The organism is Streptomyces chilikensis, assembly GCF_001642695.1.
Taxonomy (GTDB): Bacteria; Actinomycetota; Actinomycetes; order Streptomycetales; family Streptomycetaceae; genus Streptomyces; species Streptomyces chilikensis.
The window spans coordinates 35,935-57,893 of the sequence record NZ_LWCC02000155.1 but is presented as its reverse complement, the minus strand read 5'-3'; the positions used below and the strand labels follow the sequence as shown (position 1 = coordinate 57,893).

23 protein-coding genes and 1 pseudogene are annotated in these 21,959 nt (G+C 73.7%); 13 read left to right on the top strand and 11 right to left on the bottom strand.

The features are described from left to right. Positions 1-36: 36 nt before the first annotated feature. Both A2U95_RS29820 and A2U95_RS29815 read left to right on the top strand, forming a co-directional pair. Positions 37-204: a hypothetical protein gene (locus A2U95_RS29820; protein ID WP_166028752.1), complete on the top strand. Its 168-nt coding sequence runs from the start codon at positions 37-39 to the stop codon at positions 202-204. A gap of 128 nt (positions 205-332) precedes the next feature. After that, complete coding sequence (locus A2U95_RS29815) at positions 333-758, top strand: glutaredoxin domain-containing protein (protein WP_166028751.1); 426 nt, start codon at positions 333-335, stop codon at positions 756-758. Between the two features lie 16 nt (positions 759-774). Here A2U95_RS29815 and A2U95_RS29810 read toward each other — a convergent pair whose 3' ends face one another. Together A2U95_RS29810 and A2U95_RS29805 are read right to left on the bottom strand one after the other, a co-directional pair. After that, positions 775-1,137 carry a hypothetical protein gene (locus A2U95_RS29810; protein WP_166028749.1) on the bottom strand — a complete coding sequence of 121 codons (363 nt, stop codon included), beginning with the start codon at positions 1,135-1,137 and terminating at the stop codon, positions 775-777. 71 nt (positions 1,138-1,208) lie between these two features. Further along, positions 1,209-1,754 (bottom strand): TetR/AcrR family transcriptional regulator, encoded by a 546-nt coding sequence (locus tag A2U95_RS29805; RefSeq protein WP_166028747.1) that lies wholly within the window; start codon positions 1,752-1,754, stop codon positions 1,209-1,211. Between the two features lie 91 nt (positions 1,755-1,845). Between A2U95_RS29805 and A2U95_RS29800 the strand changes: the two genes are divergently transcribed. After that, the gene (locus A2U95_RS29800) at positions 1,846-2,406 is read left to right on the top strand and encodes a DoxX family protein (protein ID WP_166028745.1); all 561 of its coding nucleotides are present in this window, start codon (positions 1,846-1,848) and stop codon (positions 2,404-2,406) included. Continuing rightward, positions 2,292-2,690, top strand: a pseudogene (locus A2U95_RS33910) (Scr1 family TA system antitoxin-like transcriptional regulator); the annotation flags it as partial. The gene A2U95_RS29800 and the pseudogene A2U95_RS33910, both read left to right, overlap by 115 nt. 75 nt (positions 2,691-2,765) lie before the next feature. Here the strand turns inward: A2U95_RS33910 and A2U95_RS29790 are convergent. Continuing rightward, positions 2,766-3,311 (bottom strand): GIY-YIG nuclease family protein, encoded by a 546-nt coding sequence (locus A2U95_RS29790; RefSeq protein ID WP_166028743.1) that lies wholly within the window; start codon positions 3,309-3,311, stop codon positions 2,766-2,768. Positions 3,312-3,607: 296 nt separating this feature from the next. Between A2U95_RS29790 and A2U95_RS29785 the strand changes: the two genes are divergently transcribed. From A2U95_RS29785 to A2U95_RS29775, 3 genes are all read left to right on the top strand, one after another. Beyond that, a complete protein-coding gene (locus A2U95_RS29785; protein ID WP_166028766.1) occupies positions 3,608-4,531 on the top strand; it encodes a phosphorothioated DNA-binding restriction endonuclease in 924 nt (307 codons plus the stop codon). A 76-nt stretch (positions 4,532-4,607) separates the two neighbouring features. Next, positions 4,608-5,264, top strand: a complete 657-nt coding sequence (locus A2U95_RS29780) for a DUF1963 domain-containing protein (RefSeq protein ID WP_166028741.1) — start codon at positions 4,608-4,610, stop codon at positions 5,262-5,264. Positions 5,265-5,682: 418 nt separating this feature from the next. Next, on the top strand, positions 5,683-6,906 hold the full coding sequence (locus tag A2U95_RS29775; protein WP_166028739.1) for a PP2C family protein-serine/threonine phosphatase: 1,224 nt from the start codon (positions 5,683-5,685) through the stop codon (positions 6,904-6,906). A gap of 85 nt (positions 6,907-6,991) precedes the next feature. Here A2U95_RS29775 and A2U95_RS29770 read toward each other — a convergent pair whose 3' ends face one another. The 5 genes from A2U95_RS29770 to bioB all read right to left on the bottom strand — a co-directional run bounded on the left by A2U95_RS29770 (position 6,992) and on the right by bioB (position 12,454). After that, entirely contained in the window at positions 6,992-8,092 is a 1,101-nt protein-coding gene (locus tag A2U95_RS29770) for a vWA domain-containing protein (protein ID WP_166028737.1), read from the bottom strand. Between the two features lie 237 nt (positions 8,093-8,329). Beyond that, positions 8,330-8,959 (bottom strand): GNAT family N-acetyltransferase, encoded by a 630-nt coding sequence (locus A2U95_RS29765; RefSeq protein WP_166028735.1) that lies wholly within the window; start codon positions 8,957-8,959, stop codon positions 8,330-8,332. A gap of 71 nt (positions 8,960-9,030) precedes the next feature. Beyond that, positions 9,031-9,825 carry a dethiobiotin synthase gene (bioD, locus tag A2U95_RS29760; protein ID WP_166028733.1) on the bottom strand — a complete coding sequence of 265 codons (795 nt, stop codon included), beginning with the start codon at positions 9,823-9,825 and terminating at the stop codon, positions 9,031-9,033. A gap of 27 nt (positions 9,826-9,852) precedes the next feature. Beyond that, complete coding sequence (locus tag A2U95_RS29755) at positions 9,853-11,208, bottom strand: adenosylmethionine--8-amino-7-oxononanoate transaminase (protein ID WP_240958356.1); 1,356 nt, start codon at positions 11,206-11,208, stop codon at positions 9,853-9,855. Then, positions 11,201-12,454: a biotin synthase BioB gene (gene bioB, locus A2U95_RS29750; protein ID WP_166028731.1), complete on the bottom strand. Its 1,254-nt coding sequence runs from the start codon at positions 12,452-12,454 to the stop codon at positions 11,201-11,203. Before bioB ends, A2U95_RS29755 begins: the two co-directional genes overlap by 8 nt. A gap of 155 nt (positions 12,455-12,609) precedes the next feature. Here bioB and A2U95_RS29745 point away from each other — a divergent pair, with 155 nt between their 5' ends. Further along, complete coding sequence (locus A2U95_RS29745; RefSeq protein WP_166028729.1) at positions 12,610-13,776, top strand: 8-amino-7-oxononanoate synthase; 1,167 nt, start codon at positions 12,610-12,612, stop codon at positions 13,774-13,776. A gap of 95 nt (positions 13,777-13,871) precedes the next feature. After that, complete coding sequence (locus A2U95_RS29740; protein WP_166028727.1) at positions 13,872-14,462, top strand: flavodoxin family protein; 591 nt, start codon at positions 13,872-13,874, stop codon at positions 14,460-14,462. Between the two features lie 176 nt (positions 14,463-14,638). Here the strand turns inward: A2U95_RS29740 and A2U95_RS29735 are convergent, their stop codons facing one another. From A2U95_RS29735 to A2U95_RS29725, 3 genes are all read right to left on the bottom strand, one after another. Further along, positions 14,639-15,790 carry an ARPP-2 domain-containing protein gene (locus tag A2U95_RS29735; RefSeq protein ID WP_166028725.1) on the bottom strand — a complete coding sequence of 384 codons (1,152 nt, stop codon included), beginning with the start codon at positions 15,788-15,790 and terminating at the stop codon, positions 14,639-14,641. Next, complete coding sequence (locus A2U95_RS29730; protein ID WP_166028724.1) at positions 15,777-17,228, bottom strand: hypothetical protein; 1,452 nt, start codon at positions 17,226-17,228, stop codon at positions 15,777-15,779. Before A2U95_RS29730 ends, A2U95_RS29735 begins: the two co-directional genes overlap by 14 nt. A gap of 161 nt (positions 17,229-17,389) precedes the next feature. After that, positions 17,390-18,274: a LysR substrate-binding domain-containing protein gene (locus A2U95_RS29725; protein WP_166028721.1), complete on the bottom strand. Its 885-nt coding sequence runs from the start codon at positions 18,272-18,274 to the stop codon at positions 17,390-17,392. Between the two features lie 93 nt (positions 18,275-18,367). On the opposite strand from A2U95_RS29725, the gene A2U95_RS29720 reads away from it, so the two are divergent. From A2U95_RS29720 to leuE, 4 genes are all read left to right on the top strand, one after another. Further along, complete coding sequence (locus A2U95_RS29720) at positions 18,368-19,573, top strand: thiolase family protein (RefSeq protein ID WP_166028719.1); 1,206 nt, start codon at positions 18,368-18,370, stop codon at positions 19,571-19,573. Then, positions 19,570-20,241: a 3-oxoacid CoA-transferase subunit A gene (locus A2U95_RS29715; RefSeq protein WP_166028717.1), complete on the top strand. Its 672-nt coding sequence runs from the start codon at positions 19,570-19,572 to the stop codon at positions 20,239-20,241. Before A2U95_RS29720 ends, A2U95_RS29715 begins: the two co-directional genes overlap by 4 nt. Beyond that, the gene (locus A2U95_RS29710; protein ID WP_166028716.1) at positions 20,238-20,912 is read left to right on the top strand and encodes a 3-oxoacid CoA-transferase subunit B; all 675 of its coding nucleotides are present in this window, start codon (positions 20,238-20,240) and stop codon (positions 20,910-20,912) included. Before A2U95_RS29715 ends, A2U95_RS29710 begins: the two co-directional genes overlap by 4 nt. A gap of 117 nt (positions 20,913-21,029) precedes the next feature. Next, positions 21,030-21,713, top strand: coding sequence for a leucine efflux protein LeuE (gene leuE, locus A2U95_RS29705; protein ID WP_166028714.1), 684 nt, complete (start codon positions 21,030-21,032; stop codon positions 21,711-21,713). The last annotated feature ends 246 nt before the right edge of the window (positions 21,714-21,959 follow it).

Here is a 21,959-nt window from a genome sequence, read left to right as displayed (position 1 = left end):
GGTTCACGTGTGGTCCGGCCAGGGAGGGCGTTGAGGATGAGGACGGTCGTGCCGGTGGCGATCACCGTGGCCGGACTCGCCCTGATGACGGTCATGATCGTCACGGAGGGCGAGCCCGGTGCGCTGCCGCTGCTGCTGGTCGTGCTGGGCGCCGCATGGTTCGGCATCGTCCGCCTGCGGCGCGACGCGACGCGGCGGGGGTGACCGCGCCCGGTCGTCCGTACGCGCCGGCCGGGCACGACCGCGGAGGTCCGCCGGGTGCTGCGACCGGCCGCCGTGAGCCGTCCCCCTCCCGTACGGCGAATCTCCGGCCTGCGGCTGGGCTCCGCTCCATGTCACGGCCCTGGACCTTGCCGGCACTCCTCGTGCTCGTCGGCTCAATCGTCGCGACCGCGCTGTGCGTCGGAGGGGAACCCGGCGACGCCGTGACGCTCGCGGTGGTCTTCGGGCTCCTCGCCGGCGCTAGCTCGCCTCTCGTCTTCCCGCGGTCGATCAGCGCCGCGGAAGCGCACCGCCGCAGCGCGGCCGACGGCCGGCCGGTCGTCTTCTGGCGGCCGGGCTGCGCGTACTGCCTCCGCCTGCGCGTCCGCCTGGGCCGCAGCGCCCGTCGGCTGCACTGGGTCGACATCTGGCGTGACCCGGACGGAGCGGCGGAGGTGCGAGCGGCCAACGACGGCGACGAGACGGTGCCCACCGTTGTCGTGGCGGGGCGGGCGCACACCAATCCTGATCCGGCATGGGTGCGCGAGCGGTGCTGAGCGCCGGCCGTACGGATCAGGGGCGGTGCCGCAGCCGGCCGGTCGCGGCGGGCGGCGTCACCTCGCTGTCGTCGCTCCACGGGCAGGCCTCCAGCCACGACGGGTAGCCGCCCCGTGTGAGGAGCGGAACTTTCCCGGGGCGCTCACCGGCCTCGGTGGCCAACCGCGCCGCGGCCGTGACGACGGTGCCGGTGCCGGTGGGCGCGGGCTCCGCCTCGCCGGTGCCGAGCGCGAAGTGAATGGTGCCGCACCCGCACGCGCGGCGCGCCCCCACGCCGAGGTGCGGGACCTGCCCGCGGGGCGCGGCGTGGACCGGGCCGTCCGCGTTCAGGGCCGGCGCGAGCACCTCGGCGATCTCGGCGGGCGGGCTCGCGGTCACCCCGGGACCGCGACCGGCGGCTCCGGATTCGGAGCCGCCCGAACCGTCGCGGCGGCCGTCGCGGGCCGGGCTCACGGGGCGAGCGTCAGCAGGGAGATGACCGGTCGTGCGGCGTCCCCCGCGTCGGCGCCGGGGTCCGCCGGCAGCGCCCCGCTCAGCCACAGGCCGGCGAAGCCGTGGACGATCGACCAGGCGGCCAGTCTGGCGTCCTGGTCGGCCGAGTCCGGGAGCACCGCGGTGAGCGCCCGGGCGGCCCGTTCCTCCGCCGCGCGGAGGCCCGGGTCGTCGGCGTGGTACAGGCCGGGCTGGAACATCACCTCGAAATGGGCCGGGTGCCCGGCCGCGAACCGGACGTACGCCACGCCGGCCTCGACGCGGTCGTCACCCGCCGCGGCGAGGGCGTCGGCGAGCAGGTCGTAGCCCTCCGTCGCCAGCGCGGTGAGCAGGCCGGGCTTGGAGCCGAAGTGGTGCTTGAAGGCCGCGTGGGAGACGCCGGCGCGGCGGGCGACCTCGCGCAGGCTGAGGGCGGCGGGGCCGCCCCCCGCCTCGATGGCCTCAGCCGTCGCGGCGAGCGCGACCCGGCGCAGATTCCCGTGGTGGTAGGGGCGATCGGTCATGGGGCGCGATCTTACCGTTGACAACATTACGGAGCAAACTTATCTTGCCAGTGGAAAGTTCCCTCAACTCCTTTGCTCCGAAAGGACTTTTATGTTCGGGACACTGATGTTGCTCGTCGTCCCCACGGCGGTGTTCCGGCTGCTCGGCGCGCTGGGCGTCGGCCGGTTCGCCACGTGGCGGGTCAGCGCCGCACACGGCCTGGCGGTGCTGCTCGTCTTCACCGCGGCCGCGCACTTCGCCCCGCCCGGCGTCACCGTGATGCCCGGCCGTGACGACATGGAGGCGATGATCCCGCCCTTCGTGCCGTTCCCCGCCGCGGTCGTCCTCGGCACCGGCGTGCTGGAACTCCTCGGCGCCGCCGGGCTCGTCCGGACCTCGACCCGCCCGTTGGCGGGGATCGGGCTGGCCGTGTTCTTCGTTCTGATCCTCCCCGCCAACGTCTACGCCGCCCTCGAGGGCGTACCGTCCAACGGCGACCCGGCCACGCCGCTGTGGTTCCGGATCCCCGAGCAGGTGCTCTTCATCGCCACCGCGCTGTGGGCGGCGAAGGACGCGTCCGCCCGGCCCGACGGCGAGGGAGCCACCTCGGGGGACCGGCTCCGTGCCGGCGGGCCGTCGCCGAGCAGCGTCCGTCGCCAGGGCCCGCGCTGAGCGTGCCGGCCCCGAAGATTCCCGGCGCGACAACGGGCACTCGGTCGTCCGTGGTTCCCCCGTCCGTCACTTCCGCAGGAGCGCCCACACGGTCTTTCCGCACGACCGCCGCGGCGCGCCCCCCCACAGCGACGGCGGTGAGCCTGTGCACGTACGAGTGCCGGGTGGTTCCGGGACTGCTGCAGACCGAGGCGTACGCCCGGGCGGTCATGCGGAACGTGCCTCCACCGTCCACGGAGGAACGGATCGAGGCCCGACTCGACAGGCAGAAGCTGCTCACGAGGAAGCCGCCGGTCGCTGGGCATGGTGGTGCGTCCGTCGAACTGGAGCAAGCTCAGTCAGGCACCGGGGTTGGCCGCCTACTCGCCGATGGGCAACTCCCTTGCTCTGGACCGGGCTTCCGCCCTGATGCCTTTGAGCCGGCCGTGGAACCCGTTGTGGCTGTTCTGGTCGATGTTCAAGGGAAGGTCGAGCTGGGATATGAGCTGCGACTCGAGGGCGGTGGGTTCCTCGTGCTCCACCCAGCAGACGCGCGCGTTGTCCACCATCCACGCGCTGAGCCGGGCTTCGCCTTCCCGCCCGAAGGTCATGTGCTTACCGCTGCCCACTCGGCGGAGTTCGAGGCCGAGCAGGCAGCCGAGCGAGAGCCGGAGGGTCGAACCCTCCGCGTTGCCTCGGCAGTGGTAACGCACGCGGGTCCGCAGGTTCTGCGTGCTGGTCCGGGTCGCCATGAAGCGGGGAGCCATGCCCACGTAGAGGAGCCGACGGCCGGGCAGCGCGGGGTGGGGCGGCTCTTCGAAGTGCCAGCCGTAGACCCCGGCCGCCGCCGGCACCGGGCCGGGGCTGGTCAGCACCTCCTCCACCGACCACAGTCTGTCGGGGTGGGTGAGAGCGGTTACGTCCACGGATCCTCCGGGGGAGATGTCGGAACAGGGTGGAGGCCGGCCGACGCCGGATCGTTCGCTCGTCGTCGCTCCGAGAACCCGTCAGGGGTCCGGCATCGACACCGAACTGCCTTTCTGGAAACCATGGCAGAAAGATCGTCAGACTATAAGGCCAAATGCTGTCGCGGGAGGCGTCTGGGCGTGACCTGCCGACGTGAGGAGCGGTCTCCGGGCGACTACGGTGACGCGCCAAGTCACTGTGGTGTCCGCGGGAGGCACACTGTGGAGGGGGCGTGGGTGAGGTCGGGCGGGGGACGATGACGCGGGAAGAACTGATGGGCCGGCTCACCGCGCTGCGGCGGGCGCAGGTCGGCGACCGCCGGGCGCCGCACAAGCCGTTGCTGGTGCTGTGGCTGCTGGGGAGGTTCGCCGGCACGGGCAGCAGCGCCGTCTCGTACGAGGAGGCGGAGGAGCCGGTCAGCCGGCTCATCAACGACTTCGGGCCGGCGGTGAAGAGCCCGGGCGCGGCCCGGCAGCGGGCGGCGATGCCGTTCGTTCACCTGGAACGGGAGCTGTGGGACCTCCGTGACCGGGAGGGACGGGAGATCGGGTCCGGCGTTCCCGAGCGGAGGACTTGGCTCCGGGAACGCGGCGCCCACGGCCGGCTGCGGTCCGAGGTGGAGGTGCTGCTGGCCGAGCCCGGCGTGCTGGGGCAGGCCGTCCGGCTGCTGATGGACCAGCACTTCACCACCGCGCTCGAGTCGGTGATCTGCGAGGCGATCGGATTCGACCCGGCGGAGTTCACCGGCGTCGCGGACCTGTCGGCGGAGCGCACGCGACGGAGGCGGCGGGCCGGGTTCGCGGAGGAGGTGCTGCGCGCCTACGCGTACGCGTGCGCCTTCTGCGGCTTCGACGGAGCGCTCGGGCGGAACCCGGTGGGCATCGAGGCCGCCCACGTCCGGTGGCACAGCCAGGACGGGCCCGACGAGGTGGACAACGGACTGGCACTGTGCTCGCTGCACCACACACTTTTCGACGCCGGCGTGCTGGGGCTCCTGCCCGATCTGCGCATCCAGGTGTCTCCGGCGTACGTGGCCCGGAGTCCGGCCGGACGGGCGGTGGACGCGCTTCACGGCCGGCCCGTGGCCGTACCCCGCCCCGGTCGGCCGGCGGTGCGGCCGAAGCACGTCGAGTGGCATGCGCGGCAGGTCTTCAAGAGCGCCGGGGCGGGCGTGGCGTAGGACGCGGAGCCCCCCTGACCGGCCCTCGGCCTGCCCCCGGGCCGACGGCGGAACAGTGTGCCGTAATGTCCGGGGCATGGCGACGACGCTGATGACGTACGCAGGCCCCGCGGAGCCGGACGCGCTGGTCACCCGCACCGGGGGAGTGCCGCTGGCCCCCGCCGGAACGGCGTGGCCGACGTGCGCGGAGTGCGGGGGGCCGATGCAGTTCCTGGCTCAGGTCCTGCTCGACGACCGGGCGCGGCCCACGGTGCGGGCGGACGGCCGGGCCGAACTCGTCCTGGCGGTCTTCATGTGCCAGACCGACCCGGGCATGTGCGAGGCGTGGAGCGCGACCGACGGCGCGAACGCGGCCTTCCTGCTCCCCGCGGAAGGACTGGCGCCGTTGTCGGCGCCCGCGGTGGAGGACGAGGAAGTGCTGTACCTCGGTGCGGCCAACGCCGTCGGGCTGACGGATTCGTCCCTCGACGACTACGACGGCGCCCGTCAGGAGTGGGGGCGCGGTGACGGCCGGGAGGTGCTGCACGTGCTGGGGAGGCTCGGCGGGCGACCGGACTGGCTGCAGGGCGACGAGACGCCGTCGTGCGGGGGATGCGGCCGGGACATGGACCTGGTCGCCCAGTTCGAGGAGGGACCGCACCACGCCACGGCGATGAACTTCGGCGGGTGCGGCATGGCGTACGCCTTCGCCTGCGGGCCGTGCCGTGAGGCCGCGTTCCTCTGGCAGTGCTGACCGGCGGGCCGTCGTCCGGGGTGTGAGGGGCGGTGGGAGCGGCGCGACACCATCGGGGTGGCGGACCGGCCGTGCCCGGTGACCGGCGAGGCACGGGCCACGGCGGCGTCGGGCGGGGGAGCGGGCGGACACCGGAGAGGGGTACCGGGAGCATGTTCCGGAGCGCGGGCATGCCGTCGTACTCGTCGACGGCCGCACAGCCGTCGTGGGCGTCCTCGTCACCGGCTGCGTCCGGGACCCGGCCCTCCGCGGGATCCGGTCCTCCGCCGCCCGGTGCCGAGTGGCCGCGAATCGCCCGCGGAGCCCTGCGGGGAGGGGCCGCCGCCGGAAGATTTCCGGGACGATTGCGGGTACTCGCCAGTCCGTGGCTCTCCCAGCGGGTCGCCGGGGAGGAGACGGGCGGAAGGAAAGGCGTGCTGTGACCGACGCGGCGAAGCTGAACAGGGCACTGGTCGATCTGGTGGTGGCCAGCCACATCGCACGGCTGGAGGACCTGCCCCGCATGGTGGCCGAGCACGCCGGGGCGGCGGGGCTGCGCGATGTCGTCTTCTTCGTGGCGGACCTCCAGGGCAAGGTGCTGCGCCAGATCACCGGCCGAGGGCTCGACGCCGGCGGGGGAGGCACGGAGTACGCCGTCGGGGGGACCGTGCCGGGGCTCGCCTACCGGCGGGTCGACCTGATCGCCGAGCCGGGCGGCCATCCCGACGAGCCGGGCCTCCGCCGCTGGTGGATGCCGGTGACCGACGGTGTGGAACGCCTGGGCGTGCTGCGGGCGGACACCGACCTGGAGGGCGAGGCCGTGCGCGACGCCCTGTACGCGCTGGCGTCGGTGGTGGCGTTGCTGCTGCTGAGCAAGAGGGCCTTCAGCGACTCCTACGCACGACTGGTCCGGACCGAGGCGATGAGCGTGTCCGCCGAGATGCAGTGGCACCTCACCCCGCCCTCGGCGTTCGCCGGCGCGGGGACCACCGTCGCCGCGTTGTCGGAGCCGGCCTACGAGGTCGGCGGTGACGCCTTCGACTACGCCGTGGCCGACAGCGTGCTCCACATGGCCGTGTTCGACGCGATGGGCCACGACGCCACGGCGGGGCTGACGGCCAACATGGCCATCGGCGCCTGTCGCAACGCCCGCCGGCAGGGCGCCGACCTCGTCGGGACGTCGCGGGCGATCGAGGACACCCTGATCGCCCAGTTCGGCCACAGCCGGTACGTCACCGGCGTCCTCGCCGACCTCGACATGCGGACCGGGGCGCTGACCTGGATCAACCGCGGTCACCATCTGCCGGTCCTGCTGCGCGCCGGGCGCTGGTCCCGCGAGCTGTACTGCCCTCCGGCAGGGCCCATGGGCACCGGGCTGGGGCTGCCGGTGACCGTGAGCAGGGAGCAACTGGAGCCCGGCGACCGGATCATCCTGTACACCGACGGCATCGTCGAGGCCCGGAACGACAAGGGCGAGGAGTTCGGCCTCCAGCGCTTCACCGACTACATCGTGCGGCACAACGCCGACGGCCTGACGGTCCACGAGACGCTGCGCCAGCTCGTCCATGCCGTCGTCGACCAGCACGCCGGGCACCTCGTCGACGACGCCACCGTCCTGCTCGCCGAATGGCTCGACCCGGACCAGGACGGCCTTCTGCCCTGACCGGGAGCGGGCACGGGTACGGACGCGGACCGGCCTCCAGGGACGCGAGCGGCCTGGAGGCCGGGTCCGGAGCGGCGGCTGCCGGTCAGAGCAGGACCAGCAGCTTGGTGCCCGGGATCAGCTTCCTGTTGACCGAGGTGGACTGGACGAAGACGGTGTAGGCGTCGTTGCTGCCCGGCGTGACCGTGACCTCCGTCGCCGGCAGGCCCAGGAGCTGACGGGCGGCGGGGCCGGTGAAGACCTTGCCCGTCATCCGGCCGGTGACCGGGTCCTTCTCCGCCACGGCGATCTGCTTCCTCGCCTGGATCTTCTCGCGCTTGGAGAGCTGGTAGAAGGCGCAGCCGGTCCTGTACGGGTGGCCGGCGCCGGTGACGAAGTCACGGATGGCGGTCTGCTCGTCGACGGGGATGAGGACGTACTTGCCGGCGTCCAGGGCCTGGAGGTTGGTCCTCACGTCGGCCGAGCTGAGGTCCTGGCCCATGGCGAAGAGGTTCCTGGTGCCGCGGACGCCCTGCTCGCGGTCGCGGAGGAACCTGGTGGCGGCCGACTTGACGGTGCCGATCGCCTCCTCGACCCCCTGGGCCGAGTCCGCGTCCCAGATCGATATGTTGCCGGTGGGGAAGCCGTACTGCTGGGCGGTGCGCTTGGCCAGGGAGTTCGGCACCATGATGGCCGAGGTCCAGTGGTCCGGCAGGCTGTTCAGCTTGTCGGCGATCCTGTTCCGCCACTCCTCCAGGAGGGCGCGGCCGTCGGGGAGGTGGTCGTGACGGCTGCCGGTCGTGTCCGCGCCGGAGGCGTTCTCCTCGCCGTCGGTGACGACGACCTGGAGGAAGCTGTGCTCGCCGTACTCCTCCCAGATGTGCTCGAGGTCCTCGAGCGCCTTCACCGACGCCTGGATCAGCGCGGTCGCGCCGTTCTCGACGGTGTACAGGCCGCGCATGGACGGCAGGTGCTTGACGTCCATGTCCCAGACGAGGTTCTCGACCAGGTGGTCGAAGGCGTACAGGCTGATGCGGGTCTCGTGGCCGAGGCGGTCGGACTCCTCCTTCAGGCCCTTCACGAACTCGTCGACGACGCGGATGAGCTGCTCCGAATGCCCCTGCATCGAACCGGACTTGTCGATGACGAGGGCGACGTGGTTGACGAGGTGCTTCTTGAGCCGGGCCTTTGCCGTGGTGCTGCTCATCGCGTCGGTTCCCTTCGGTTCGTCTCCCCGGGCCCGCGAAACGGGCATGCGGGGATACGGCTTCTTGATGAAGGCTTGGCCAGTGCCGTTCAGCGGAATTCCGGGACCGCGAATCCCGGCGTGGACCGTCGTTCGTCCAGCTGATGTCTCCACTTTATGGAGAGGCACTGACAACGCGATGCCGAGCCGTCGTCGCCGTGGCAGGCGCCGGGCACGGCCACGGGACGCGGCTCGGGCTCAGGCGCGGGCCGTGGGGCGGCCGAGGTACCGGACCGGGCCGTCGTCGGGGACCGTGAGTTCCTGGAAACCCATGCGGTCGTAGAAGGCGCGGGCCCGGGTGTTGGCCTGGGACATGCAGAGGTGGACCGCCTCGACGCCCGCCTTGTCGAGCGCGGACAGGTACGTCTCCATCAAGGCGCGCCCCAGGCCGAGACCTTGCCGAGCCGGGAGGATGTCGATGTGCAAGTGGGCCGGGTGGGACGAGAGTTCGGGCCACACCATGTGTTCCGGGCGGTGCAGGAGCGCGGCCATCGACTCGTCCGGTGTCGGCTCGGCGCCGTTCACCGCGGGGGGCGGGTAGGCGCCGGCGACGGTGGGCAGCCAGTGGTCGCGGAACCAGGTGACGAAGGCGGGAGTGTCGGCGGTGCCCACGATGTAGCCGACCGCCTCGCCGTCGCCGTCGTCGACGACGAACGCCAGCTCGGGCTCCCGGTCGACGTAGGGGTAGGCGAAGATCGCCGGGAGGATCTCCGGGTCGGCGTAGTGCGGCGTGGCGTCGCCGCCGTCATGGGCGGTGAGGACGCAGATGCGGCCGACGGCCGGACGGTCGGAGGGCCGGTAGGGGCGCACGAAGGGCACAGACGTCATGGAACGTGATGATGGCACGCGGTTGTTGTCGGGGACATGGAGTTCAGGACGACCTGGGCCGATCGATTCCGTCAGAGCCGTTCGCCGTCCGGGGCTCCGTGGGCGCCGACGAACGCCGCGGCGTCCCAGCGGCCGCCCAGACGGGGCGACAGCCAGTCCGCGGCGGCCTCCCGGAAGGCGCGCGGGGACAGGGCCCCGGCGCCCTGCGGGACCGCGCCCAGCAGCGGCGCCCCCGCCGCCTGGGGGAGGTCGGTCAGGTTGCAGCGGGCCGCCAGGTCCGGGTCGCGGGGCCAGCTGCCGACCACGACGCCGAGCTGTTCCAGCTTCCGTGAGCGCAGTGCCTCGGCGGTCAGCGCGGTGGTGTTGAGGGTGCCGAGTCCGGCGGGGGCGACGACCAGGACGGGCGCGCCGAGCAGCGCCGCGGCGTCGGCCAGGGTGGCGTCGCGTTCGTCGAGGCGGACGAGCAGGCCGCCCGCGCCCTCGACGAGGACCAGGTCGTGTCCGGCGGCCAGCTTCTCGGCCGCCTCGGCGACCTGCTCCGGACGGACCGGAGGCATGCCGGCCCGCCGGGCGGCGGTCGCCGGGGCCAGCGGGTCGGGATAGCGGGCCAGTTCGACCGCGGTGACGGCTCCCGGCGTGCCGACGGTTCCGGGCGTACCGCCGGCCCCCACGTCCCGGGCCCCGGCGCCCCCGGCCAGGCGTGCCGCCTCCGCCGCGTCGCCGGGCTCACCCGGCGCCAGACCGGTCTGGGCCGGCTTCAGCACGGCCACCGAACGGCCGGCCGCCGCCGCCAGCGCGGCCACGGCCGCGGTGACCACGGTCTTGCCGATCTCGGTTCCCGTGCCCGATACGACGATCACTGACATGCCGGTCCTCGCATTCCTCACCGTTGTTCATCCCGCCGCGGCCGCCGCGCACACCGCGCGGCAGATCCGGGCCAGGTCGTCGTCCTCCGTCACGTACGGAGGCATGACGTACACCAGGTCGCGGAAGGGGCGCAGCCAGACCCCCTCGCGCACCGCGGCGGCGGTGGCCGCCGCCATGTCGACGGGGTGGTCCAGCTGGACCACCCCGATGGCGCCCAGGACGCGGACGTCCGCCACGCCCGGCAGTTCGCGGGCGGCCGCCAGCCCTTCGCCCAGGCCCGTCCCGATGCGCCGGACCTCCCGCCGCCAGTCCTGCCCGAGCAGCAGGTCCACGGAGGCGCGGGCGACGGCGGCGGCCAGCGGGTTGCCCATGAACGTCGGGCCGTGGGCCAGCACCGGAACCTCGCCGCGGGAGATGCCCTCGGCGACCCGGGTGGTGCAGAGGGTCGCCGCCATCGTCAGGTAACCGCCGGTCAGGGCCTTGCCCAGGCACATCACGTCCGGCGCGACCCCGGCGTGGTCGGCCGCGAAGAGTTCGCCGGTCCGTCCGAAGCCCGTGGCGATCTCGTCGAAGACCAGCAGGACGTCGTGCGCGTCGCAGGCCTCGCGCAGGACCCGCAGGTAGGCGGGGGAGTGGAAGCGCATGCCGCCCGCGCCCTGCACGACCGGCTCCACGACCACGGCGGCCGTCTCGCCGGCGTGCGCGGCGATCAGGTCGGCGAGGCGCCCCGCGTACGCCTCGTCCCACTCGGCGGGCGGCACGTCGGCGAAGACCTGGCGGGGCAGCACGCCCCGCCACAGCTCGTGCATCCCGCCCTCGGGGTCGCACACCGACATGGGCTGCCAGGTGTCGCCGTGGTACCCGCCGCGCCAGGTGAGCAGCCGGCGCTTCTCGGGGCGGCCGAGCGAACGCCAGTACTGCAGGCACATCTTGAGCGCCACCTCGACGGACACCGAACCGGAGTCGGCGAGGAAGACGTGCCGCAACGGGCCGGGAGTGATCTCCACCAGACGGGTGGCCAGCCGCACCGCCGGCTCGTGGGTGAGCCCGCCGAACATCACGTGGCTCATCCGGCCGAGCTGGGCGGTCGCGGCCTCGTTGAGGACCGGGTGGTTGTAGCCGTGCACCGCGGACCACCAGGAGGCCATCGCGTCGATCAACTCGCGCTGCCCGTGGGCCTCCCGGGCAAGGCGCAGCCGGACCCCGGAGGCGGACTCGACGAGCAGCGGGTCCGTACGGCCCGGCATCGGGCCGTACGGGTGCCACACGTGCGCCCGGTCCAGGGCGAGCAGCGCCTCGGAGCCCCCCGGCGCGCCGGGGGCGGGCGGTGCGGCCGGGGACGGCGGCGCGGCCCCACCGCCGGGCGGTGCGAGGTCAGGCATTGGGTGCGAGATCCGTTCCCGCTCCGCGCCGGCGCACGGCCACCAGATCGGTCCGCGGCGAGGCCGCGGCGGCCGGGGCGTCCTGCCCGACGGGCTCCTCGGCGGGGCCGGCCCCGGAGTGCCCGCCGCAGCCCGCCGGTCCGTGACCGCAGCCCGCCGCGTCCTCGCCGCAGCCCGCCGCGCTCCCGCCGCAGCCCGCCGCCTCCCCGTCGCGCACCGAGCCGCACACGCCGGCGCCCTCCGCGCGGTGCCGCGGCAGGGTCGGGGTGTCCGTCCCCTCCACCTCGAACCCGGCGTCGGCGATCATCTCCAGGTCGGCCTTGCCGGCCTGGCCCTCACTGGTCAGGTAGTCGCCCAGGAAGATCGAGTTGGCCAGGTGCAGCGCCAGCGGCTGGAGCGTGCGCAGGTGGACCTCGCGGCCGCCGGCGAGACGCACCTCGACGTCCGGGCAGACGAACCGGACCATCGCGAGGATCCGCAGCGCCCGCTGCGGGGTGAGGTTCCACTCCTCGGCCAGCGGGGTGCCCTCGAACGGGATGAGGAAGTTCACCGGCACCGAGTCCGGGTCCAGCGCGCGCAGCGCGAACACCACGTCGACGAGGTCCTCGTCGGACTCGCCCATCCCGGCGATCAGGCCGGAACAGGCCGAGAGCCCTGCCCCGTGCGCCTTCTCGACCGTGTCGACGCGGTCCGCGTACGTGTGCGTCGTGGTGATCTCGCCGTAGGTGCTCTCCGACGTGTTCAGGTTGTGGTTGTACGCGTCGGCGCCGGCCTCGCGCAGCCGTTCGGCCTGACCGTCGGAGAGGAGTCCGAGGCACGCGCAGACCTCGACGCCCTCGTTCTGGTCCTTGACGGCCTCGATGGTCCGCGACACCCGGTCGATGTCCCGGTCCGTGGGGCCGCGGCCGCTCGCCACGAGGCAGACCCGCTTCGCGCCGCCCGCCACCCCGGCGGCGGCCGCCTCGGCGGCCTCCTCCGGCTTCAGCCAGGTGTACTTGAGGATCCCGGCCTTCGACCCCAGCCGCTGCGAGCAGTACGAGCAGTCCTCCGGGCAGAGGCCGGACTTGAGGTTGACCAGGTAGTTGAGCTTCACCCGGCGGCCGAACCACTGGCGGCGCACCCGGCCCGCCGCGGCCACCACATCGAGCAGATCGTCGTCGGAGGTCGCCAGTACGGCGAGGGCTTCTTCACGGGTAGGCGGCTCACGTCGGAGCCCCTTCTCCACCAGCACGTCCAGCAGGTCCATGCCTTGATCCTTGCCCACGAGCCGGGCGCGGCCAAGAAGGAAACGGACAAGAAGACGCCGGCCGGCGTGTGTGGATGGCCACAGTTCGTGACGGGCCGACTGCGGCTAGGGTCGGTCCGTTGCACGTGAACCGCGAGACAAGGACCGGTACCCCCATGCCGCAGCCCTCCTCCCAGGATCCCTTCGGCTGGATCGACGAGGAGGCCCGCCGTCGCGAACGCGCGGGCCTGGTGCGGTCCTTGCGGCCCCGGGAGACCGGGAGCGGAGGCGGTTCGGACCTCGCGGGCAACGACTACCTCGGCCTCACCCGCCACCCCGAGGTGACCGCCGCGGCCGCGGCCGCGGCGGCCCGGTGGGGAGCGGGGGCCACCGGTTCCCGGCTGGTCACCGGCACCACCGCCCTGCACGCCGAACTCGAACGCGAACTGGCCCGGTTCTGCGGCTTCGAGGCCGCCCTGGTGTTCTCCTCCGGCTACGCGGCCAACCTCGCCGCGCTCACCGCGCTGGGCGGCCACCGGGACGGTCTGGTCGTCTCGGACGCGGGCAACCACGCCTCCCTCGTGGACGGTTGCCGCCTGAGCCGTGCCGAGACGGCCGTGGTGCCGCACGCCGATCCCGAGGCCGTGCGCAAAACCCTCGCCGCCCACCCGGGCCGCCGGGCCCTGGTCGTCACCGACTCCGTCTTCTCCGTCGACGGCGACGCCGCCCCGCTCACCGCCCTGGCGGCGGCGTGCCGCGAGACCGGGGCCGCGCTGCTCGTCGACGACGCCCACGGCCTGGGCGTCCTCGGCGACGGCGGACGCGGCGCGCCGCACGCCGCCGGACTCGCGGGCGCGCCGGACACGGTGGCGACGGTGACCCTGTCCAAGTCCCTGGGCAGTCAGGGCGGCGCCGTGCTCGGCCCGGCCCGGGTGGTGGAGCACCTGGTCAACACCGCCCGCACCTTCATCTTCGACACCGGCCTCGCCCCGGCCGCCGTCGGCGCCGCGCTGGCCGCCCTGCGGATCCTGGAACGCGAACCCGCCCTGGCCGTCCGGGTCCGGGAGGTCGCGGCGGCCCTGCACGAGGAGCTCGCGGCGGCGGGCCTGGCCGTCACCCGGCCGGACGCCGCGGTCGTCTCGGTGCGCGCGCCGTCCCCCGGCGCGGCGCTGCGCTGGGCCGCCGACTGCCGCGCGGCCGGTCTGCTGGTCGGCTGCTTCCGGCCGCCGTCCGTCCCCGACGGCATCTCGCGGCTGCGGCTGACCGCCCGCGCCGACCTCACCGACCAGCAGATCCGCACGGCGGTGCGGACCGTCCTCGCGACCGCGCCCGCCGGCGTCTGAGCGGCGCCGCCCCTCCAGTCGTTCACTGCGCGGAATAACCGCGTGTGCAAGGAAGTTGGGCATCCCAGACCGATGCCGACGACTGGGAGTCACCCGTGAACCGCTCGTTCCTGTTCCTCCTTGGCAGCGCCCGGCAGGGCGGCAACACCGAGACGCTGGCGCGGGCCGCGGCGGAGCAGCTGCCCGCCGGGGCCGAGCAGCGCTGGCTCGACCTGACGCGTCTGCCCCTGGCGGACTTCACCGACGCACGGCACTCCGGCGGGGCGTGGCCGGAGCCCGGGGAGCCGGAGGCCGGGAACGAGGCGCTGCTCCGCGACGCCACGCTCGCGGCCACCGACATCGTGCTGGTCACGCCCCTGTACTGGTACTCGGTGTCCTCCTCCACCAAGGCGTACCTGGACCACTGGACCAAGTGGCTGTACGTCCCCGGGCTGGACTTCCGGGCCAGGATGGCCGGGCGCACCCTGTGGGGCGTGACGACGATGGGGGACAGGGCGGAGGCGCTCGCCCAGCCGCTGGAACTCATGCTGGGCAACACCGCGGCGTACATGAAGATGCGCTACGGCGGGGTGCTGCTGGGCAACGGCTCCGGCCCGGGACAGGTCCTCGACGACACGCGGGCCCTCGCCCGGGCCAAGACGTTCTTCGCCCGCCAGGCGCCGCTCGCGCGTTCCACCGGGGAGTGAGGGGACCCGGGCGGCGTCCGGGGCACGGCGCGGACACCGCGCCGCGCCACCGGGGGCGCCGCCCGGGGGCACGGGCATGCCGTGGTGCGCACGTCCGCGGCGGCGTCGCCGGCCGACCGCGCCGCGGTCCCCGCGGCTCCGGAGCGCAGGGGAACCGCGGAACCGGCCGGACCCGCTCACCCGGCTCCGAGGCGCTCCTGCCGCCGGTACCGGTCGAGGACGTCCTGGCGGAGCAGGTGGCCGAAGCCGGCGTTCTCCAGCCGCAGTCCCAGCTGGGCCTCCGTGACGCCGAGGGCCGCCGCGGTGCGGGCCAGGTGCCAGTCGTGGTCGGCGAGACGGCTGAGGAGGTGGCCGCGGCGGACCTGGCTCTCCGACAGCCGGAACGTCTTCAGGTAGACGACCCTGCCCGCCTCGTCGGTGATGGCCTCGCCGATGTGGTTCTCCCGCCGGGGACGGAACCCGGGAAGGAAGCGGGAGAGCGAGAAGCGCCCCAGCCGGTGAACCGTCCGCCAGGTGTACGACTCCTCCAGCAGGCCGGCGGCCATCGTCTTGTCGTGGAACTCCGCCCAGGCCGCCTCCTGTTCGGCGGCGGCCGCTCGCAGGCCGGCCAGGTCGCGGATCCGGGCGTCCGGGACGCGGGCCCGGAAGTCGGGCACCGGCGGCATCAACACGGCGTAGTGGTGCACGAGTTCGCCGTACAGGTCCTCCACCAGTGTCGGGTGCAGCGCGCGGTAGTCGTCGGGGTGCGGGACCGCGAACGCGGCCGCCAGGGCGTCGGCGACGTACAGCAGGAGGCCGCACTGGCCGGGATGGATCTCGAAGACGCGCAGCGCGTCCGCGAGTCCGGACACCCGCGCTCCCGCGTACGCCTGCTCCGCGCGGGGCGACAGGCCCCGGCGGACGGCCCGCCGGGACCACTCCTCCCAGGCGACGGCGGGGCCGCCGAAGTGCAGCGCGAGATACCCCTCCAGCGCCAGGTGCAGCGGCAGGAACCGCAGGCGTTCCCTGGCCTCCCGGCGGGCCGTGCGGCGGTGGATGCGCAGGGGCATCACCTCGGCGGGCGCGCAGTCGTGGCCGGCGGACAGCCGGGTGCCGTAGGCGGCGGCCGGGGAGCCGTCACGCGTCCAGGTGGCGACGAAACCGTGCGGCACGTACGAGAAGCAGGCGCCGTCCGGCCCGAGGTCCACCAGGCCGGCGGCGTCGCCGTACGTCCGCGCGCTCAGGCGGAGGTCCCCGACGGGCTCGTCCCGCACGAGCGGCACCAGGCGGACGGCGCCCCACACCTGGGCGGGCCGGGTGCGCAGACCGGTCAGGTCAGGTGCTGTCATCGCGTCGTCCTCCGGCCGGTCTGCCCGCGGTGAGCCGGGCCGCGCGGGCGTCGAGGTAGGCGGTGAGCTCGGCCAGGCCGGTGCGGCCCTCCGCGAACTGGGCCAGCTCCACCAGGGCGGGCAGGTCCTCCGCGTCACGGACGCCCGCGGTCGGCACCGACGGGGCGAGCCTGCGCACGTCGTAACCGTCCGCGTCGTAGACGGGGTTGAGGTGGACGACGGCGGTGCGCCGCTTTGGGTCGAGCCGGGTCCGCCAGACGCGCAGCACCTCCGCCGCCAGACCGGGCGGCGCGTTGTCCCAGCCGTCGGAGACGATCACCAGCCGTGACGGGGCGGTCTCCAGCGCGTCCAGGATCCGCCGGCCGAGCGGCGTCGGCCCGTGGGGGAAGGCCAGCAGGGCGTCGCCGCGGCCGGAGGTCCACAGCCCGGTGTAGTCGTCGGCCAGGGCCGCGAGGAGGTGATGGGCGGCGAGGGCCACGGCCAGGGGCCGCCGGCGCTTCTCCCCCGAACCGCGGGCGGAGAAGCTGTCGTCCAGCACCGCGGTGACCTTGCCCCAGCTTCCCCGCAGCGGCCCGGCCACCCGGGCGGCCGCCGACTCCAGGGCGCCCGTCAGTTCCCCGCGCCGGTGCAGGCGCTCCTCCACCGGCAGCGACAGCACGTAGGACGCCAGCCGGGTCAGCGGCATCCGCGCCAGGTCCGCCCGCACCGCGTCGGCGCCGTGGCGACGGGCCGACTCCTGGGTCCGCAGGGTCTCCAGCCGGGTCATCCGCGGGGCGATGCGCTCCAGGAAGACGGCCCTCGGAACGCCGTGCCGGGCCGCGAACTGCTCGGCCACGGTGTACGGCAGGTCGTACAGGGCCGCCTTCTCGTGGTGCGCGCGGCGCCAGGTCTCCAGGAGCGGCGTCGTGAAGTGGGGGCGGGACGGCCGCCCGAACAGGAAGTCGCCCAACTCCGTTCCCGACGGCAGCAGATGGGCGTGGCGCAGGGCCCGCTTGAGCGCGCCGCGGTACTTCACGGCGTCGAACGCCAGGTCCGGGCGGGCGGCCAGCCAGTCGCGCATGATCGCCCGGGTGCGGCGGTTGTTCACCCGGGCCCGGCGCAGCGCGTCGAACAGCCCGTACACACGCTGCGGCGGCAGCGTCGCCAGCCGCGCCGCGATCAGCCGGCCCTCGTCGCGGCGCTGCCGGGCGGTGGCCTCGCCGGCAGTCTCCAGCAGGCGCCGGACGATGATCGCCACGTTGTGGTCGTTGATGTCGAGGGCGAGCACCCCGGCGTACAGGTCGCGGTAGTTGCCCAGCATGTAGTCGTGGAGGAACTCCAGCGACAGGGTCTGGGCGCCCGCGGAGCCGTGGAACTCGCGCTGCCCGGTGGCCGTGATCGCCGCGTTGACGAAGAGCAGCACGTCGTCGGCGGCGACCAGGTCCGCGTACGAGTCCATCCGAATCCCCACCCCCGAGCTGAAGGCCGGCCGGGGAATGGGGGTACGAACTGCGAATCATTGCTTCAAAGGCAGGTTCCGGAAGTCGCACCGGAGTCCCGCGGCCGGCAGCGGGACCGTAACAGAGCCCTGGGCCCCGCCTCCACCGGACAACCCCGGGGTCAGCCGCTCGCGCAGTCCTCGATCACCGCGGCCACCCGGTCGACCGCGGCGGACTCGCGGCGGGCGCGGCGCGCCAGCAGCAGGTCGACCGGCTCCGGCCCGGTGAGGGGCACGTAGGTCACGCCCTCGACGTGCAGGCTCTGCACGGAGGCCGGGACCAGGGCCACACCGTGCCCGGCGGCCACCAGCACCACCAGCGTGGCGGTCTCGCCGACCTCGAGACGCCGGCCGGGTTCGAAGCCCGCCCGGCGGCAGGCCGCCATCACCAGGTCGTACATCGAGGACCGCGCCTGCGAGGGGTGGACGACGAACGGCTCCCCGGCCAGATCGGCCAGCGGGACGCTGGGCCGGTCCGCCAGCCGGTGGTGGGACGGCAGCACGGCCACCAGAGGCTCGGAGCGCAGCGGCACCGTGCGGACGTCCTCCGCGTCGACCCTGCCCCGCAGCACGGCGAGGTCGAAGGCGCCCGAGCGCAGGCCTTCCACCAGCTGCGGGGTGAGGGTCTCGCCGCGCAGTTCCAGGGTGATCCCGGGCAGCCGGGCGCGCACCGTGCGGGCGACCCGGGGCAGCACGTCGTAGGTGGCGGTGCCGATGAAACCGACCGAGACGCGTCCCGCGTGGCCGGTGGCCAGCTCCCGCATGTGCGCCAGGGCGCGTTCCTCCTCCGCGACCAGGGCGCGCGCGTGCTCGACCAGGTGCCGGCCGGCCTCGGTGAGCTCGACGTGCCGGGTGGACCGGTTGAAGAGGGAGACGCCCAGTTCCCGCTCCAGCTGTTTGACCTGCTGGGAGAGGGCGGGCTGCGCGATGTGCAGACGGGCCGCCGCGCGCCCGAAGTGGCACTCCTCGGCCAGGGCGAGGAAGTGACGGAGGCGGCGCAGTTCCATGGCCCCATCCTACCGAGACCGATAAACTATGCTTATCAATCCATGCCCACTGGGTCTTGGACGTGAACAAGTCCCGGCTCGTACGGTGAGCAGGTGACCGAGAGCTATCTGTACGCAGCAGCCCGCACGCCCTTCGGGAAGTTCTCCGGGGCCCTCGCCGACGTCCGGCCCGACGACCTGGCGGCGACGGCCGTGAAGGGCGTCCTGGCCAGGACGCCCGACCTCGACCCCGCCGAGATCGGCGACGTCGTCTGGGGCAACGCCAACGGCGCCGGTGAGGACAACCGCAACGTCGGCAGGATGGCCGTCCTGCTGGCCGGCCTGCCCACCTCGGTCCCGGCCACCACGGTCAACCGGCTCTGCGGCTCCTCCCTGGACGCCGCGATCATCGGCTCCCGCGCCATCGAGACCGGCGACGCGGACATCGTGCTCACCGGCGGCGTCGAGTCCATGACCCGCGCGCCCTGGGTGCTGCCCAAGCCGAACCGCGCCTTCCCCGCCGGGAACGTCACGGCGGTCTCCACCACCCTCGGGTGGCGACTGGTCAACGAGCGCATGCCCGAGGAGTGGACCGTCTCCCTGGGCGAGGCCAACGAGCAGCTGGCCGAGCGCTTCACGATCTCCCGCGAGCGGCAGGACGAGTTCGCCGCCCGCTCCCACAACCTCGCCGACGCCGCCTGGAACGAGGGCTTCTACGACGACCAGGTGGTCCCGGTCGTGGTGGACCGCAAGGGCACCGCCTTCACCCGGGACGAGGGCATCCGCCCCGGCTCGACGGCCGAGAAGCTCGCCGGCCTCAAGCCCTCCTTCCGCCCGGACGGCGCCATCACGGCCGGCAACGCCTCCCCGCTGAGCGACGGCGCCTCGGCGGTGCTGCTCGGCTCGGGCGAGGCGGCCGGACGCATCGGTGCCGACCCGGTCGCCCGCGTCGCCGGGCGCGGCGTCTTCGCCCTGGACCCGCAGGAGTTCGGGTTCGCCCCCGTGGAGGCGGCGAACCGGGCCCTCGCGCGCGCCGGCATCGGCTGGTCCGACGTCGCCGCCGTCGAGCTCAACGAGGCCTTCGCCGTGCAGTCGCTGGCCTGTGTGGACGCCTGGGGGATCGACCCGGAGATCGTCAACGCCAAGGGCGGCGCCATCGCCCTCGGCCACCCGCTGGGCGCCTCCGGCGGCCGCATCCTCGGCACCCTCGCCCGCCGCCTGCAGGAGTCGGGCGAGCGCTGGGGCGTCGCGGCCATCTGCATCGGCGTGGGCCAGGCGCTCGCCGTGGTCCTCGAGAACGTCACCGGAGGCACCCGATGAGCACCCGCTTCTTCGAGCACGCCGACGAGGCGGTGGCCGGGATCGAGGACGGTTCCACCGTGCTCGTCGGGGGCTTCGGCATGGCCGGCATGCCGGTCGAACTGATCGACGCCCTGATACGGCAGGGCGCCAAGGACCTCACCGTGGTCTCCAACAACGCCGGCAACGGCGACACCGGACTCGCCGCGCTGCTGGCCAAGGGGCGGGTCCGCAAGGTGGTCTGCTCCTTCCCGCGCCAGGCCGACTCCTGGGTGTTCGACGACCTCTACCGGTCCGGGAGGATCGAGCTCGAGGTGGTGCCCCAGGGCAACCTCGCCGAGCGGATGCGGGCGGCCGGGGCCGGCATCGGCGCCTTCTACTGCCCCACCGGCGCCGGCACGCTCCTCGCCGAGGGCAAGGAGACCCGCGAGATCGACGGCCGCACCTACGTCCTGGAGTACCCGATCAAGGGCGACGTCGCCCTGATCGGCGCCCACCGCTCCGACCGGATGGGCAACCTGGTCTACCGCAGGACCGCCCGCAACTTCGGCCCGGTGATGGCCACGGCCGCCACCACGGTGATCGCGCAGGTCCGCGAGATCGTCGAAACCGGCAGCCTCGACCCCGAGGCCGTCGTCACCCCGGGCATCTACGTCGACCGTGTGGTGCAGGAGGCTCAGCGCGCATGACCGCCACGAACACAGCGACCGGCGCCGGCGTCCCGCCGGCCAGGCTGGGCAAGCACGAGATGGCCGCGCTGGTGGCCCGGGACATCCCCCAGGGGTCGTTCGTCAACCTGGGCATCGGACAGCCGACCCTGGTCGCCGACCACCTGCCCGCCGACTCCGGTGTGGTCCTGCACACCGAGAACGGCATGCTCAACATGGGCCCGGCCGCCGAGGAGGACGAGATCGACCCCGATCTCACCAACGCGGGCAAGGTCCCGGTCACCGAGCTGCCCGGAGCCGCCTACTTCCACCACGCGGACTCCTTCGCCATGATGCGCGGCGGCCACCTGGACATCTGCGTCCTCGGCGCCTTCCAGGTCTCCGGTCGCGGCGACCTGGCCAACTGGCACACGGGCGCGCCCGACGCCATCCCCGCGGTCGGCGGGGCGATGGACCTGGCCATCGGGGCCAAGAAGGTCTTCGTGATGATGACGCTCTTCGCCAAGGACGGCTCCCCGAAGCTGGTGCCCGAGTGCACCTACCCGCTCACCGGCCTCGGCTGCGTCGACCGCGTCTACACCGACCTCGCCGTCTTCGACATCACCCCGGAGGGCGTCGAGGTCACCCGGACCTTCGGCATCACGGTGGACGAACTGGCCGAGCGCCTCGACGTGCCGCTGCTCACCGCCTGAGGGCGACGCGCGGACCACGGAGCCGTTTCCCCGAGGGCACCCCCCCGGGGGAAACGGCTCCGTCCGCATAGCGGGCAAAGTGTGGCCCGAATCGGCCATCCGTGTGACACTCCGGCCATGTTCTCGTCGTTCGGTGTCGTGAATCTTCCGACCTATCTGGCGGGCGTCCTGCTGATCGTCCTGCTGCCCGGCCCCAACTCCCTCTACGTGCTCTCGGTCGCCGCCCGGCGCGGCGTACGCGCCGGATACGCCGGAGCGGCCGGGGTGTTCTGCGGGGACACGGTGCTGATGACGCTGTCGGCGGCGGGCGTGGCCTCCCTGTTCCAGACCAACGCCATGCTGTTCGGGATCGTGAAGTACGTGGGCGCGGCCTACCTGGCGTGGGTCGCGATCGGCATGCTGCGCTCCGGCCTGGAGATGTGGCGCACCCGGCACGAGCCGGACGGCGCGATGGAGGCGGCGGCCTCGGCGGGGGAGCCGGACGGCAAGGAGGCACGGGGGGAGCGGCCCTTCCGGCGGGCCTTCGTGGTGAGCCTCCTCAACCCCAAGGCGATCCTCTTCTTCGTCTCCTTCTTCGTGCAGTTCGTGGACCCGGCCTACGCCTACCCGGCGCTGTCCTTCCTGGTCCTCGGGGCCTTCGCCCAGATCGGCAGCGTCCTGTATCTGAGCGCGCTGATCTTCGGCGGCACCCGGCTCGCCGCCGCCTTCCGGCGCCGCCGCCGGCTCTCGGCCGGCGCCTCCTCCGCGGCGGGCGCGCTCTTCCTCGGCTTCGCGGCCAAGCTCTCGCTGGCGAGCGCGTAGGGGCCACCGGTACCGACGGCCTCCGCGACCTGTCCGGTCGCGGAGGCCGCCGTCGTCTCCAGGGCCCGGCCCTCATGACCGGCCCTCATGACCGGACAGGTCCGCGCCGCGGGCCGCCGTGCGGGACGGCCGCGAAGTGATCACCGGTGACATCACGTCAACTTGTCCGAGCGGAGGTCACAGGGGTGATGCCCGGCCCCGGGCGTCGCTAGGGTCCCGGACGGGCGCGTCCCGACCGGGCCGCCC